We start from the raw sequence: 14,913 nt of genomic DNA on the forward strand, positions 1-14,913 counted from the left end.
CGATTTCCTCCAATATAATGGTGTACTAACTCGAACAAAGCTCAACAATCCCGGATGATGCGGGCATCACCTCCCTTAAGAAACGATGTTTACATTTCCTTGCTATGTTGTGCTAGAGCAGTACGTACTGCATTATTTTTTACAGTCCATAGATGAGAGATCATCAATGTGAGCAGCAGGATCAGACAGAATCCGGCCAAAATCCAGATCGTATTCACGACAGGCCCTGTACTCATACTCCATCCAGTCACATACTGCAAGATGGCACCTCCAATACCACCCGATGCGATCAGGATACTGGTTGTCCGCTCGGTCATACCGGGAATCAGAACATTTGCGTAGACCAGTGCGATACAGAACAGCCCAGACATGAACAGACCGGTTCCGAAGATGAGCACATACGTTGCCCACTGTCCAGTTACAAATACCATAGCGACCGTAAACAAAAGCGTGCCAACCGTACTCCAGATCAGGAAAGGCATATAGTTGACGGCTTCCGCTATTTTCCCGGAGAAAAGACGACCGATGATCATCGCAATCCACAGGATGGAGACACTCAGCGATGCGACAGATTCCTGAAGGTGCAATCGTTCTACAAGTATAGAGGGCAGGAAGTTCATTAATCCCAGTTCCAGTCCCATGTAGATGAAAAAGAAGATGACAAAGATCGTCAGCAGACCAAGCTGTTTTCTAGAATATCGGGCTTTACCTGCTGAGTGTGCCACTGTATTCTCGCCAGCCTGTTCCAGATATAGTGCGGCTGAATGGGGCATAGTGATCCACAGCAGCATGAGAACGAGTGACAACACGGCCACTGTATAAAAAGTAAGATGCCACAGATCCATCCAGATAAATAAAGCAGCGACAGCGGGGATGAGAAGTGCTCCAAGAGCAAAGAACACATCAAGCTTGGACATCGCTACAGCCTTCTGATTTTCAGTGAATTCGATTGTGAATGCTCCAACGGAAGGCTCAATAATGCCTGAGCCAAAGCCGATGAGAATAGTAAGTAGAAGAACGCTAGTCCAAGATGGCAAAAGTCCGAGAACAGCATAAGCAGCTACAATACAGACCAGTGCAATCAGTAGCATAACTTTTCTTCCGATCCGGGCAGTCATTGAAGGAGCGACAAGAACCCCGACAAGAAATCCAAGGAACTGCAGGAATAACAAAAATCCGCCATCACTGTAACCGCGCTCATAATGTGACAATAAAACAGGAAGAAGTGCACCGAGGACAACGCTGGTTATGCCGATTAACAGATAAAAACCGCAGCTTAGAGCGAATATTCTTTTCAAAAGCCTGCCTCCTAGATGGATATAAATTTTATATTATGTAATTAATGTTTATTTCATATATAACTTATACCATAATTGTCCAAATGTACATGCTTTTTGTTGTAAAATAATGTTAAATTTTGATGAAAAGAAATATTTCTCGTGCTAAGTTTTTTCTAAAACGATTTCGTTTCGAAAGGGCAGATATGATTTAATTCATATGACCTTTTAACAGGGTTTGGCATCTGTATTGATCGAGAATAGTAAAACGTGCATATATAAAAAAACGTTCCCTGTCTAGGTAGACGGGAAACGTTCTGATTAGCCGTTTATATGATGATAACTGACCTCAACGTATCGCTGTTAAGCAGTCTGTACAAAGAAAATTCCATCCAATGGTGCGTGAGCAGACGCGGGACCTCTTCGCAAAAATAAATAACCGTTTGCATCGGGAAGACCCAATATATCCCGATAAGGCTCAGGAAAATCTCCGGAATACATTTGACACACCAGTTGATATTCCTCTAGCAAATGGTCAATTCCTTTCACACCGTTTGGTAAAGCGGGAGAGAAAAATGAAAATGCAGGGAATGCCTGATCGTCTAACTCCATTTCAATCAAACGTACGCCACTTAACGGAATGGGTGGAACGGGACTTACGGAAGTGAGTGGATGCGAAGATACCGACACATAAGTGCATCCGGCAAGAATATTCTCGTTCCATTCCAGCTCATCTCCCGTATAGGTTACCTGATCCAGAAAATATTCGGAGGCGGAGTAGGTTGAGAAGACCGAGATATATTTATCTTGTGGTAAAGAAGGGATATGGACCTGCTGTGAAAGTGTATTGCAATTGATGGAGAACAGATGTAATAAAGGCTGACCCTCAGGGTTGAGCGGCCAGTCGGAAACGTATGCCATTTCTCCACCAATCCACATGCCAGAGTCTTGGTTGGGATCATCGGGGTCAACTGTAAATTGAGTAACTTTGTACATGAGAAACTCCCTCCAGCGTGTATTTTGGTTTTCCTATGTAACGTTGTATGTGTTTTTATATAACAATTTATTGCTTCGTTTCAGTATAAATGAGATGATGTGGAATGAAAATCAGTACAAGGTACTAACTCATTGCACGAAGCGAGTGAACGTACCAGCACTCTAAGAACCAGTGGCAATACTATAGATGAGAAGTGGTGACACATGTTAATTAACAAATACATAAGTGAAACGGGATTCTGCTCCCGCAGGGAAACGAACCGATTAATTGCAGCTGGACGCATAACGATCAATGGCAGGGTTTGTGAAAAAGGAGCCGAAGTTGAACCTCATGATGTGGTCCTTATTGATGGCAAGGAGATTCCTCGTAATGACAGCGAACCTGTCTATATTGCTCTGAATAAACCCATCGGTATTGTCTGCACAGCAGCAGCACATGTGGAAGGGAATATCATTCAATATATGAATTATCCTTCTCGCATATTTGCGATAGGCAGGTTGGATAAGGCATCTGAGGGGTTAATTTTGCTTACGAATGACGGAGGCATTGTGAACAAGATGATGCGTTCGGAGCATAATCATGATAAAGAATATGTAGTGACTGTAGACAAACCCGTAACCGACGAATTTGTAAAGTCCATGTCTGAAGGCGTTGAAATTCTGGACGTGGTGACCAAGCCCTGCGAAGTGTATAGGCAAAGTGACAATGTATTTCGTATTATTCTGACACAGGGTCTCAATCTGCAGATCCGGAGAATGTGCAAAGCCTTGGGGTACCGAGTCCTCAAACTGGAGCGCGTGCGAATTATGAATATTACGCTGGATCAACTGGAGCGGGGGCAATGGCGTCATCTGGAGCAAGAGGAACTGGAGATTCTGCTATCTCAATTAAATGAGATAAAATGAATGACTTCTGCGCATGTCAACGGTGGCCAACCACGATATCCAGTTTTATCAGTAAAAAATGAAGCAAACACTAACCCCTATGCGGATTAGTGTTTTTGTTGTTAAGCTTGTGTCCTTTGCGCTCTGAAATGTAAGAGCCGAATAGGGTTAAAAACGCACCGAGTACAATCACCCAGGTTATCTGCTCTTGAAGAATCAGTGCAGATGACACAACTGTAATGACAGGCACCAGATAGATATATACACTCGTTTTGATAGCTCCGAGAAGATTCACGGCCCGGTTCCAGGTCACGAAACACAACGCGGAGGCACCTAGACTGAGGTAGAGAATATTGGAGAGATTGGTCAGGTTCGTGAAGCGTCCGAGTTCCCAATGGAATTCAAACAGGAAAAGAGCTGGCAGCATGAAGATCAGGCCATAGAAGAACACTTTGCGGGTCGCACCAATGGTGTGATAACGAAGCTGGCCAATTTTGCGCATCAATACGGAGTAGATCGCCCATACGGCAGGTGCGATGAAAGCAAGCAGATCACCTACCGGATTCAGTTGCAGAATGAAACTGCCGTTCAGCGCGATGAGTAGGATGCCGCTCAAGGCAATCCCAAATCCGATAAGAAAACGGCGAGTTAACTTCTCACCATCCAAGAAGAAATGTGCGAGCACGGCAGTGAAGAATGGGGCAATGGAGACAATAACCCCCACGTTGGAAGCTGTTGTGTACACCAGAGCAATATTTTCAATAAGAAAATATAACGTCACCCCGCATAAACCTGCTCCGATAAATAACCATTCTTCTCTGAATGAGGCGGTCCGCAGTGAACGTGGATAGATCAATAACAGTACCAAATACCCGATCAGGAAACGGAAAAATAAAATTTCTACAGGAGTGAAATCAATCAGCAGAACCTTGGTCGAGACAAACGTAGTTCCCCAGATCAATATGGTAAATAAGGCGAGCAAATGTCCGGTAGCGGCATTGGTGTTATGATGACTCGTCATACGAGGTTATCGATGGTTCGTTTCAATTCCGTATCATGGTTGAAGATACGTCTGTATTGCTTCGGCGTCAGCCCGATCAGTTTTTTGAAAAAATTCGTGAAATGGCTCTGGTCACTGAATCCTGTCTGTGCGGCTACTTCAATGGGAAGCAGACCTTGTTCCAGCAGACGTTTGGCTTGATTAATGCGAATCGTTTCCAGGTAGCGGTAAGGTGATATGCCTTTCTGACGAGTGAATAAACGCAGCAAGTGATACTTACTCATCTCCGTCAAATCGGCTAACTCGTTCAGCGAGATGCTCTCCATGTAATGAGCTTCTATGTAATCACATATGCGTTTAATCTCTGTGGTAACATCCTGCGTGGATACAGGCGGTTCAGCATCCGAATAATCTCGCATCAATTGATCCAGCAGAAAGAGTAACAATTCTTCTTTGCAGAAATCGGATTGCTCCTCCAGAATCATCTGATGCAGCTCGTGCAGGGAACCCACAAGTTCACTTTGGTAGAGAACGGGGGATGTAAACCGTGGCAAGTAAGCTTGTCCAGTAATCTCTCTTGCATACTCTCGCATAACCTCAGGCTGGACGTTGATACAGCGATAATCGAGGGTTCTGCCATCGACCTGTTCGCAGGCATGAGGATCATGTGGATTAAAAACAATCATGTCGCCACTATTCAGAATGTATTCTTCGTTGTTGCAGACGAGGTGACGCTTGCCTTGCTCAATAAATCCAATGACGTAATAGTCATGAAAATGATTGGGAAACTTCTGCATAATGCCTTCAAATTGATAAGCTTCTAGCTGTAAGTCGGTATCAAAAACGACAGTCCGGACTTCCCGAGTCATGATGCACCTTCTTTCTGGTAAGTTAAGATCATTATAGGTTGCAAAGAAGGAATTTTCTTGAACGATATTGCTATTGCTCGAAGTGTCTGATCGGACAGATATCTCCAAAAAACAAAATACCCGCAATCCCGGAGGGAAAGCGAGCCCTTTGATTAGTATAGTTGATTCATGAGTTCAAACCTATATATAGGGGAGAAAAAATCTCTGGAACAATAAGTAATTGTTCTTAGTGTAACGTAGCCAGCGCTTCAGGTGTAAAAGCCTGTATCTCAGATATGCGGCCTTCGCGTATTTTGGCAGCCCACGCCGGATCACCAAGGAGTGCACGTCCCACAGCTACCAGATCAAATTCCGCTTGCTCATATCGCTTCATAAGTTCGCTCATACCTGGATGTTTTACTTCATTGCCTTCTTCTTCAGGCTCATCTGTCATACCTACAGAACCGACCGTTATCGTGGTTTGACCACTTAGCTTTCGCACCCACCCTGCAAATCCTAGATCAGATCCTTCAAACTCGGGCTCCCAGAAGCGTCGTGTCGAGCAGTGGAAGATATCTACACCTGCATCAACCAACAAACGAAGGAATTGTTCCAGTTCTTCCGGTGTGTCGAACAGTCTGGCTTGATAATCATTCATCTTCCATTGGGAAATCCGCATCGCAATTGGGAAATCAGGACCTACCGCAGCACGCACTGCCATGACAAGTTCAACCGCGAATTGAGTTCTTTTCTGAAGGTCACCACCATAGCGGTCCGTTCTCCTATTCGTTGTTTTCCAGAAAAACTGATCGATTAGAAAACCGTGTGCACCGTGAAGTTCAATTCCGTCAAAACCAATACTTTGCGCATTGGCTGCTGCATCTGCATAGGCTTGAATCACAGTTGCGATCTCTGCCTCCGTCATGGGCGCACCTACTTGAGTACCTTCCATATCAACTCCCGATGGACTCAGTGATACAGCTTCCGGGTGTGGGTCAGATCCTGAAGGACGAACGATTCCCATGTGTAAAATCTGCGGAAAAATCTTGCCGCCGGCTTCATGGACTTGTTCGACCACTTCAGCCCAGCCTTGAAGAGCTGCTTCTCCATACATATGAGGGATTTTAGGTTCACTTGATGCAGAGGGATGCTCAATGGTTGCACCTTCGGTAATAATAAGTCCAACACCATGCTCGGCACGTCGACGATAATATGCGGCTACGTCTGAGCCAGGGACACCGCCCGGGGAAAAAGCACGAGCCATGGGGGACATGACGATGCGTGTGGACAGGGTTAGCTTTGAAACAGTGTATGGTTGAAACAAACGCTCTGTAGAAATAATGTTATATTGTGGATTACTCAAAATATACACCTCCATTATGTTGTACCTCTCAGTGGGTACGAGTGCAATGTTAACAAGGTCTATAGGCATGCTCAACCAACAATCGGAGCATTTTGTTGCTTAAGCGAAAGACACGGATTATTGTATGGTGTCTTTGCACTTACTTTCACTTGTTGAACAAATAACACTTATCTATAATGAAGGAGTCTAACCAAATATTTTGTGTACAAAGGAGGATTGGGGCATGTCTGGTGTATTGTCTCCAAACTCGAATGATCCGCGTGTAATCCGCACGCGTCAATTAATTCTTGATGCGTTTTTAAACCAATTGAATCTTAAAAATTTCAACAGCATTACGATTCAAAACATCACAGAACAAGCCACAATTAACAGAGCTACTTTCTACGCCCATTTTCAGGATAAATATGCACTGCTTGAATCCTTGTTATCGGATGCTTTTATGGAATATGTAACAAAAAGGGTGGACCCGGATGCCCGGTTATCAGCCGAAACCATACAGCAGTTTATATTCTCATTATGTGATTATCACGTCTCAAGTAATGAGTGCATCAAGAAATATGAGACGGTTGCACCGATTATTGAAGAGAACATCAAGACTCAACTGGAACAATTCCTGCTTGAATTAATGAGCAAAAGAGTAGGAGATATAGATCCCAAAACGCTGAAAATTACGGCAACCATGCTAAGCTGGTCGATCTATGGAATGACGTATGGATGGAATATGGATGGAAGACAGGAATCCCCTGCTAAGTTAGCTCAACGAGTGGTCCCCTATATGATGGGCGGATTGGAATTGTTGAATTAACTTAATTAACGAAGTTGCATTACTATTCGAATGGACATAGGAGGAATAACAAGATGTTTGAACATTTGGTTGTTTTTAAATTTAACGATAAAACCACGCTAGCCAAACAACAGGAATGGGTGGCTCAATTACTCGCGTTACAGGAACAAATCCCGGGGATTGTCGCGTTGACCGCAGGAATCAATACAACGGAAGAAACGGACCGTATTCAAGGTTATACGATTGGATTGAGAGTGACGTTTGAAGATCAGGACGCATTGCGCGCTTATGGACCACATCCTGCTCATCAGGCATTTGTAGCTTCCCTGGATGGTTGGGTGGAAGATGTCATTGTAGTTGATTATGCGATATAAAGCCACGATATCAGAGGGTTAACGAATATAGGAGTTGAAGATTCCCATGTGTTTAATTTTATTTGCTTACAACATGCATCTAAAGTATCCGCTTATTCTGGGATCAAATAGGGATGAATTCTATCACAGACCTACGGCTCAAGCACACTATTGGGAAGATCATCCTCATATATTGGCGGGCAGGGATTTGTCGAAAATGGGAACCTGGATGGGCATAACCACAGGTGGACGTCTGGCTGCTGTTACGAATTATCGTGATCCGAATGAAGAAGTACAGGCCAAGGGCTCAAGAGGAGATCTGGTTGCTGATTTTTTAAAGGGGACGTCCACACCTGAGCAATATATACAACATGCGGAGAGACGTCGCAATGATTATCCTGGCTACAATTTGTTAGTGGGTGATCCTGACGACCTCTATTATTATTCGAATGTGGGTAATGTCGTGATGAAGTTGAAACCGGGAATATACGGGATTAGTAATCACTTGATTAATACCGATTGGCCCAAGGTGAGACGTGGGAAAGAAGGGCTGGAGAAAATCATCCAAGGGGAAGACGAAGATACCCTGACAGAACAAATATTAGGTTTGCTGCAAATGGCAGATCCTTCAGTGGATGAGCTTCTCCCCCATACAGGTGTTCCGTTGGAATGGGAACGTTTGTTATCACCCATTTTCGTTAGAAGTGAGAAATTCGACTATGGGACCAGAGCTTCATCCGTTGTTTTGATGAACAGAGAAGAAGTGTTTTTTACGGAGATGGTTCACCAGAACGGAGAGGTAATGGAGCAACGTTTTAACATCAAGCCTCTCAATTGGACAAATTGAGAATATAAAATAAATGATATTCATACCTTATGAATTAAGATGAAGCACTGAATCACTGAAGTTAATTCTACGTTCATGTTTCTTTTCTTCGGAGTGTCAAAGAGTACTTTCAAATCTTTTGTGTCAACTTATATAACGCGACATAAACGGTAGGGGAGTACCTTTTGTATAACATGCCCAATTTTAGTTGGGCTCTTTATCTCTTATCACAATTCTATGTTATGAATCATGGAACTTCCCTGAATAGTTTATATAATGTGAATCAACATAACATGATTTTGCAGCGGTTCAGTTGATTCTAATTTCAGGGGGGCAACGTGGGATGAAAGAAACCAAAAAGATGAGAGTTTTTTCACTGGGGATTCAGCACGTACTCGCGATGTATGCGGGAGCAATTCTGGTGCCTTTGCTTGTGGGCAGAGCACTAAATCTGACTGCAGAGCAGTTGGCGTATCTGGTTTCCATTGACCTGTTAACGTGTGGGATTGCAACATGGCTTCAGGCTCGGAAAGGCAAGTACTTGGGTATTGGTCTGCCAGCGGTGCTCGGAAGTTCTTTTGTAGCGGTGACACCGATGATTGCGATTGGATCGCAATACGGAATTCCTGCCATATATGGGTCGATCATTGCAGCGGGTTTATTTATCGTCATCTTTGCCGTGTTTTTCAGCAAAATCGTCAAATTGTTTCCGCCCGTTGTGATCGGTACAGTGGTAACCATCATCGGTCTTGCGTTAATCCCAACCGGCATTAAAAACATGGCGGGTGGAGCAAACAGCGAGAATTTCGGAAGTTTGGATAATCTGGCGCTTTCATTTGGCGTATTACTTTTTATTCTAATCCTGAATCGATATGCTCGCGGGTTTGTTAAATCCCTGGCTGTTCTTCTTGGTATTATTGTGGGGACCCTCATCGCAGCTATCATGGGAAAAGTGAATTTTGCCTCTGTACAGGAAGCCTCCTGGTTCCATTTACCTCAACCCTTTTACTTCGGATGGCCTACCTTCGAAATTGGTCCAATCATTACAATGATTATTGTAGGTACGGTGGTTATCATCGAATCAACAGGTGTATTTATGGCTTTGAGCAAAATTTGTGATCAACCGATCAACGAAAAAGATCTGGCACGGGGATATCGCGCGGAAGGTCTTGCGTTTGTCCTTGGCGGCATATTTAATGCTTTTCCATACAATACATTTGCACAGAATGTTGGTTTGGTTCAGCTCTCCAAAGTGAAAACGACCAATGTTGTTGTTGCAGCCGGAGGTATACTGGTCTTTCTGGGACTCATTCCGAAGGTTGCTGCTTTTGCAACCATTATTCCAAGTGCTGTCCTCGGAGGAGCAACTGTTGTCCTGTTTGGAATGGTCGTCTCATCCGGGATCAAAATGCTGCAAAACGTCGACTTTGGCAAACAATCCAATCTATTGATCGTGGCTTGCTCCGTTTCACTTGGGCTCGGTGTTACTGCTGTACCCGACCTGTTTGCCCAGCTTCCTCAAAGTATTCGGATTATTGTTAGCGATGGAATTATCACGGGAAGCCTGTCAGCGATCCTGCTTAATGTCTTCTTCAACCTTGCTTGGAAAAAAGAGAGCTTGCCAGTACAGCCTGTACAGGCTCAGGAAGCACACACGTAATCCTTGTAATAACAGATGTGTCATCTGGTAGTAAGTAAGCGGAATAGATCCAAGATGGTTTTCTGGGAAGTGGAATGAAAGACAATGACTCCACTTGCAAAGAAACCTCTTGGATTTTTTTTTGTGCTTACGATTCATGAGGAATGCAAAAGGCATGCAAATATGCTAAAGTTTCATCAAGAACATTTTATATGTTCCCTACATTGAATTTCCATGCGACTACATAAATGAGCATTGCTTCACAAGGCTAAAATAAAACTAAGGGATATCCCCTGGGTACAGAAAAGGAGTTGTGAGCACCATGCAACAAGAGACATCAAACAAAGGATGGAATTTGGACAATAGTTATGTGCAGTTACCGCAACCCTTTTTTACAAGTCAGGGCGCAGTACCTGTTGAATCACCAAAGCTAATCATTTTTAATAGACTGCTTGCATCCAGCTTGGGACTGGATGTGGAGTCTCTTGACAGTGATGAAGGAGCGCAAATTTTTGCAGGTAACCTGATTCCGGAAGGGGCCGAGCCCTTAGCTCAAGCCTACGCAGGACATCAATTCGGCAATTTTAACATGCTTGGTGATGGACGCGCTTTGCTACTGGGTGAACAGATTACGCCACAGGGCGAGCGAGTGGATATCCAGCTGAAAGGTTCAGGGAGAACACCCTACTCTCGTGGAGGAGATGGACGTGCTGCTGTAGGGCCCATGTTGCGAGAATATATTATTAGTGAAGCGATGTATTCACTAGGTATTCCAACGACACGCAGTCTGGCGGTGGTATCGACAGGAGAAAACATTATCCGCGAAACAGAGCGGCCTGGGGCCATATTGACCCGGGTGGCTTCCAGTCATATTCGGGTAGCAACCTTCCAGTATGCAGCTAGATGGGGGTCTATCGACGATCTTCAGGCGTTGGCTGATTACACGTTGAATCGACATTTTCCTGAGGTTGCTCAGGCCGAAAACCGTTATCTTCTGCTCCTTCAGGAGGTGATTAAGCGGCAAGCGGCTCTCATTGCCCAGTGGCAGCATGTTGGATTCATTCATGGCGTGATGAACACGGATAACATGGCTATTAGTGGTGAGACCATCGATTATGGTCCATGCGCTTTTATGGATGCGTACAATCCTTCGACCGTATTTAGCTCCATTGACAGACAAGGCCGCTATGCTTATGGCAATCAACCGTATATAGCAGGATGGAATTTGGCTCGATTTGCCGAGACACTTCTGCCGTTGTTGCATGAAGATGAAGAGCAGGCGGTGCAACTCGCGCAGGATACCATCGCACAATTTTCTGAATTGTATCATCATCACTGGCTCAAGGGAATGCGTTCCAAACTGGGCTTGTTGGATGAAGAGGCCGAAGATGAGGCCTTGGTCAAGGATCTTCTTGAACTTATGGAGAAGCATAGTGCAGATTACACCAATACGTTCCTGGCTTTGACCTTTGATACATTGGAAGGAACAGCTTTGTTTGGCACGACAGAATTTGCTGAATGGCATGAGCGGTGGCAAGCGAGATTGGACAGACAGCAGGGGGAGAAGGAAGTCTCTAAGCAGTTGATGAGAACAAGCAATCCAGCTGTCATTCCCCGCAATCATCGGGTCGAAGAAGCGCTTGAGCGAGCAGAGAATCATGGAGATCTTAGCGTGATGGAGAAGCTTTTGGCAGTTCTTTCAGATCCGTTCGCGCACTCACCTGAGCAGGCTGAATATGCCGAACTACCTGCACAATGCAATACTTCGTACCAAACTTTTTGTGGGACCTGATTGAACAATACGGAAGAAGAGGCTGCCTTCGGCAGCTTTTTCATTTTTTCATTCTGTCATCGATGTTACTTTTATATAGGCAGGTGCATTCATGTCCAACATGTTAAGCAAACAACAATTGGCAGACATCCTTTTACAGCTTTTAGAGCGTACATCTCTCCGTAGGGAACAGATGCAGAACTATGTTAACCGCTTGTTTGAGACCTTTAAATGCGATAGTGTGCCCTATGTAGAGAATGGAGAAGATGCGTATATTGTTCGAATATACGAACGTGGTCTCGTCTCATTGGAGAAACGGGTGAAACAGCCGGATGAAGTCGTCTATTGGCTGCTGGAGGATATTATTTTCACCGCGACGCATGTAGGGTTGTTGGAAAGATATGGCGTGGATAATAAACAGACGCATTTGAACTACACAAATGAAGTGATGAATGAACTAAACAGGGGTGTTCAGGAAGCCTTCCAGCAGATCGGTGATCCGTACTTACATTGGTATCAGACGGGTAAACGTCAGGAGTTAGAGGGCATGAAATAAATAAAAATGAGGTGTGTTACATGAGCGAGCAAGATATTAATGATGTATGGTATGACTATGCTGTGTTATTTGTCGAAAAAAAGAATAAATCTGAACAGGGCTGGGCTTCGTTGACTTCGAACGAGCAGGATATTGCTGCTTTATGGCTGTTAGAGGCGGATGTCTTTAATGGCGGTTTTATTCAGTTTTTCTGTAACTGGGGGGAAGAGGTATACCGTTACGCGTTGCGGGCATTACATACCATTGGTGCGACTCAAGTCGTGGAGATTATAACGTCAGCATACGGCTGCATGGAGCATCTGAAAGAGGATGAAAGGCTTACTGAACTGTGGGATATTCCTAAATTACTGACAAAGGAACAAGAGGACCAGTTAGATGCGCTGGATCAGCAATTTTGGAATAATGAGGATCAGATTGCGGAGACAGCCTATGGTTATTATCACGGAAAATTGAACATGATGATTATATAATCTGGTTTTAATTATGCATCCGTTGTTCTGTTCAAAGATTGCATACTTGGTCTTGCAATGACTGAAACGTTCGGCTATACTTGCTATAAATTGAATACATGAATCACGTTGATAGAGCGCAGTAGCGGCTTTGTCCCTGTTACAGAAAGTCAGGGGTTGATGGAACCTGATACATACAAGGGCTGCGAATTACACTCTGGAGTACTTGGGTAATGCCAAGCGGATGGGCAAACGATATATTGCCAAAAGTGGTATGGATAACGTGTTAAGATCACGTGTTGTCCATGCAATTTGGGTGGTACCACGGTTATGATAATCGTCCCTGTGTCTAATGAAGACAAGGAGGCGATTTTTTTGTGTCCAAAAAAGCCGCTCCAGCGTGTAATTTCGTAATTTAACGTAGATCATGACTGAATCTTGAGGATAGAAAAGGGGTTATACGAATGAATATTATTGATGAACTACAGTGGCGTGACGCCATTAACCAACAGACGGATGCAGAGGGGCTACGTGAATTGACTGAAACGAAATCCGTTTCTTTGTACTGCGGCGTTGACCCTACGGGGGATAGCATGCATATCGGACATCTCATTCCCTTCATGATGCTGAAACGTTTTCAACTGGCAGGACATCGTCCGGTTATTTTGATTGGTGGAGCTACAGGCACGATTGGTGACCCAAGTGGTCGTCAGGCAGAGCGTTCTCTGCAAACGATGGAGCAAGTGCAGGAGAATGTGGATGCGCTGACAGCGCAGATGAAGAAGTTGTTCGTAACAGACGGTGATAATCAGGTTCGCATGGTGAACAACTACGATTGGACACACAAAATCAATGTCATTGAATTCTTACGTGACTACGGCAAAAACTTTAACCTCAACACGATGCTTGCTAAGGATGTAGTTGCGAGCAGACTGGAAGGCGGAATCTCGTTCACCGAGTTTTCATACCAGATTCTTCAATCTCTCGACTACCTGCACCTGTTCCAAAATGAAGATGTACAGCTTCAAATCGGCGGTTCTGATCAATGGGGGAATATCACGAGTGGTCTTGATCTGATTCGTAAAAAAGAAGGATCTGAAGCGAAGGCGTACGGTCTGACCATTCCGCTCATGCTCAAATCCGACGGTACGAAATTTGGTAAAACAGCTGGCGGCGCAATCTGGCTTGATCCGAACAAAACGACACCATTTGAATTCTACCAGTTCTGGGCAAATACAGATGACCGTGATGTGATCAAATACCTGAAATACTTTACCTTCCTGAGCAAAGAAGAAATCGAAGCTTTGGCTGAAAAGGTAGAGACAGAGCCGCATAGACGTGAAGCACAGAAAGCACTAGCGGAAGAAATGACAAAATTTGTTCACGGCGAAGAAATGCTCGAACAGGCTAAGCGTATTACAGCGGCGCTGTTCAGTGGTGATATCCGTTCCCTGACAGCAGATGAAATCGAGCAGGGCTTCAAGGAAATGCCAACATTCGAAACGGACGGTGAAGCGAAAAATATCGTCGACTGGCTCGTAGATCTGGGTCTGGAGCCATCCAAACGCCAGGCGCGTGAGGATGTCACTAAAGGCGCTATCTCCATGAACGGTGAGAAAATCACAGAGCTTGAATTCACAGTCTCGGCAGAGCATGCCATTGGCGGTAAATTCATCATTATCCGTAAAGGTAAGAAGAACTACAGCTTGGTCAAACTTCAATCGTAGTTTCCAAGAAATAGTACGTAACACAGGCACGTATAGAGAGTAAAATAGACACACAAATAAAGATACAAATACAGAAACAAAAAGACCGTCTTCCATCTCTGTCAGGCGACAGAAGGGAGACGGTCTTTAGTATAAGAGGTCATTGCTTGACCTATAGTTTATTGATTAACGATCGCTGTGATTTCTTCATCCAGATCAAGTCGTACATTCTCACGGTACGCCCGGATGTTGTATTCACTGTGCAGGTAGCGAAGAATCGCTTCAATCATATTGGACTCGACCAGATATTGACTGCGTCCTTGGATCCAAACTTCAGCGGAATAACCTGTATCTTCTTCCCAGCTCAGTTCTACATTCACATCGGTTGGACGTACACCCTTACGTTCTGCCATATGAATACAGATTGCATTCACAATTTCATCCATGCTCAGAACCATAG

Annotated in this window: 15 protein-coding genes and 1 other annotated feature; of the genes, 9 read left to right on the top strand and 6 right to left on the bottom strand. The window is 44.4% G+C overall.

Annotated elements, in window-relative coordinates:
* Positions 1-89: 89 nt before the first annotated feature.
* Positions 90-1,298 (bottom strand): MFS transporter, encoded by a 1,209-nt coding sequence (locus MKX68_RS23500; protein WP_340914232.1) that lies wholly within the window; start codon positions 1,296-1,298, stop codon positions 90-92.
* Positions 1,299-1,640: 342 nt separating this feature from the next.
* On the bottom strand, positions 1,641-2,273 hold the full coding sequence (locus tag MKX68_RS23505) for a DUF1963 domain-containing protein (protein ID WP_340914233.1): 633 nt from the start codon (positions 2,271-2,273) through the stop codon (positions 1,641-1,643).
* 204 nt (positions 2,274-2,477) lie between these two features.
* On the opposite strand from MKX68_RS23505, the gene MKX68_RS23510 reads away from it, so the two are divergent.
* Positions 2,478-3,179 carry a pseudouridine synthase gene (locus MKX68_RS23510; protein WP_340914234.1) on the top strand — a complete coding sequence of 234 codons (702 nt, stop codon included), beginning with the start codon at positions 2,478-2,480 and terminating at the stop codon, positions 3,177-3,179.
* Positions 3,180-3,249: 70 nt separating this feature from the next.
* Here the strand turns inward: MKX68_RS23510 and MKX68_RS23515 are convergent, their stop codons facing one another.
* The 3 genes from MKX68_RS23515 to MKX68_RS23525 all read right to left on the bottom strand — a co-directional run bounded on the left by MKX68_RS23515 (position 3,250) and on the right by MKX68_RS23525 (position 6,369).
* A complete protein-coding gene (locus MKX68_RS23515; protein ID WP_340914235.1) occupies positions 3,250-4,179 on the bottom strand; it encodes a DMT family transporter in 930 nt (309 codons plus the stop codon).
* Positions 4,176-5,027, bottom strand: a complete 852-nt coding sequence (locus MKX68_RS23520) for an AraC family transcriptional regulator (protein WP_340914236.1) — start codon at positions 5,025-5,027, stop codon at positions 4,176-4,178. The genes MKX68_RS23515 and MKX68_RS23520 overlap by 4 nt, the downstream gene beginning before the upstream one ends.
* Positions 5,028-5,253: 226 nt before the next feature.
* Positions 5,254-6,369: an NADH:flavin oxidoreductase gene (locus tag MKX68_RS23525; protein WP_445671088.1), complete on the bottom strand. Its 1,116-nt coding sequence runs from the start codon at positions 6,367-6,369 to the stop codon at positions 5,254-5,256.
* A 223-nt stretch (positions 6,370-6,592) separates the two neighbouring features.
* On the opposite strand from MKX68_RS23525, the gene MKX68_RS23530 reads away from it, so the two are divergent.
* The 8 genes from MKX68_RS23530 (at position 6,593) to tyrS (ending at position 14,474) form a co-directional block, all read left to right on the top strand.
* Positions 6,593-7,174 carry a TetR/AcrR family transcriptional regulator gene (locus MKX68_RS23530; protein ID WP_340914238.1) on the top strand — a complete coding sequence of 194 codons (582 nt, stop codon included), beginning with the start codon at positions 6,593-6,595 and terminating at the stop codon, positions 7,172-7,174.
* A 53-nt stretch (positions 7,175-7,227) separates the two neighbouring features.
* Positions 7,228-7,527, top strand: a complete 300-nt coding sequence (locus MKX68_RS23535) for a Dabb family protein (RefSeq protein ID WP_340914239.1) — start codon at positions 7,228-7,230, stop codon at positions 7,525-7,527.
* A gap of 46 nt (positions 7,528-7,573) precedes the next feature.
* A complete protein-coding gene (locus tag MKX68_RS23540; protein ID WP_340914240.1) occupies positions 7,574-8,353 on the top strand; it encodes an NRDE family protein in 780 nt (259 codons plus the stop codon).
* Between the two features lie 322 nt (positions 8,354-8,675).
* Positions 8,676-9,992, top strand: a complete 1,317-nt coding sequence (locus MKX68_RS23545) for a nucleobase:cation symporter-2 family protein (protein WP_340914241.1) — start codon at positions 8,676-8,678, stop codon at positions 9,990-9,992.
* Between the two features lie 301 nt (positions 9,993-10,293).
* Positions 10,294-11,763 carry a protein adenylyltransferase SelO gene (locus tag MKX68_RS23550; protein ID WP_340914242.1) on the top strand — a complete coding sequence of 490 codons (1,470 nt, stop codon included), beginning with the start codon at positions 10,294-10,296 and terminating at the stop codon, positions 11,761-11,763.
* Positions 11,764-11,854: 91 nt separating this feature from the next.
* The gene (locus tag MKX68_RS23555) at positions 11,855-12,298 is read left to right on the top strand and encodes an Imm63 family immunity protein (RefSeq protein ID WP_340914243.1); all 444 of its coding nucleotides are present in this window, start codon (positions 11,855-11,857) and stop codon (positions 12,296-12,298) included.
* 20 nt (positions 12,299-12,318) lie between these two features.
* Entirely contained in the window at positions 12,319-12,768 is a 450-nt protein-coding gene (locus tag MKX68_RS23560) for a DMP19 family protein (protein WP_340914245.1), read from the top strand.
* Positions 12,769-12,867: 99 nt separating this feature from the next.
* Positions 12,868-13,095, top strand: a binding site (T-box leader).
* Between the two features lie 116 nt (positions 13,096-13,211).
* Positions 13,212-14,474, top strand: a complete 1,263-nt coding sequence (gene tyrS / locus MKX68_RS23565; RefSeq protein WP_091011938.1) for a tyrosine--tRNA ligase — start codon at positions 13,212-13,214, stop codon at positions 14,472-14,474.
* Between the two features lie 158 nt (positions 14,475-14,632).
* Here tyrS and MKX68_RS23570 read toward each other — a convergent pair whose 3' ends face one another.
* Positions 14,633-14,911 (bottom strand): YxcD family protein, encoded by a 279-nt coding sequence (locus tag MKX68_RS23570; protein WP_017687903.1) that lies wholly within the window; start codon positions 14,909-14,911, stop codon positions 14,633-14,635.
* Positions 14,912-14,913 lie beyond the last annotated feature (2 nt).

Origin of the sequence: Paenibacillus sp. FSL M8-0212, from assembly GCF_038004645.1 — a bacterium.
In the GTDB taxonomy this organism is placed as follows: Bacteria; Bacillota; Bacilli; order Paenibacillales; family Paenibacillaceae; genus Paenibacillus.

Bases quoted from the DNA above. Each gene is read 5' to 3' on its own strand.
- MKX68_RS23505 (WP_340914233.1), bottom strand. From the start codon at position 2,273: ATGTACAAAGTTACTCAATTTACAGTTGACCCCGATGATCCCAACCAA.
- MKX68_RS23510 (WP_340914234.1), top strand. From the start codon at position 2,478: ATGTTAATTAACAAATACATAAGTGAAACGGGATTCTGCTCCCGCAGG.
- MKX68_RS23515 (WP_340914235.1), bottom strand. From the start codon at position 4,179: ATGACGAGTCATCATAACACCAATGCCGCTACCGGACATTTGCTCGCC.
- MKX68_RS23520 (WP_340914236.1), bottom strand. From the start codon at position 5,027: ATGACTCGGGAAGTCCGGACTGTCGTTTTTGATACCGACTTACAGCTA.
- MKX68_RS23530 (WP_340914238.1), top strand. From the start codon at position 6,593: ATGTCTGGTGTATTGTCTCCAAACTCGAATGATCCGCGTGTAATCCGC.
- MKX68_RS23535 (WP_340914239.1), top strand. From the start codon at position 7,228: ATGTTTGAACATTTGGTTGTTTTTAAATTTAACGATAAAACCACGCTA.
- MKX68_RS23540 (WP_340914240.1), top strand. From the start codon at position 7,574: ATGTGTTTAATTTTATTTGCTTACAACATGCATCTAAAGTATCCGCTT.
- MKX68_RS23545 (WP_340914241.1), top strand. From the start codon at position 8,676: ATGAAAGAAACCAAAAAGATGAGAGTTTTTTCACTGGGGATTCAGCAC.
- MKX68_RS23550 (WP_340914242.1), top strand. From the start codon at position 10,294: ATGCAACAAGAGACATCAAACAAAGGATGGAATTTGGACAATAGTTAT.
- MKX68_RS23555 (WP_340914243.1), top strand. From the start codon at position 11,855: ATGTCCAACATGTTAAGCAAACAACAATTGGCAGACATCCTTTTACAG.
- MKX68_RS23560 (WP_340914245.1), top strand. From the start codon at position 12,319: ATGAGCGAGCAAGATATTAATGATGTATGGTATGACTATGCTGTGTTA.
- tyrS (WP_091011938.1), top strand. From the start codon at position 13,212: ATGAATATTATTGATGAACTACAGTGGCGTGACGCCATTAACCAACAG.
- MKX68_RS23570 (WP_017687903.1), bottom strand. From the start codon at position 14,911: ATGGTTCTGAGCATGGATGAAATTGTGAATGCAATCTGTATTCATATG.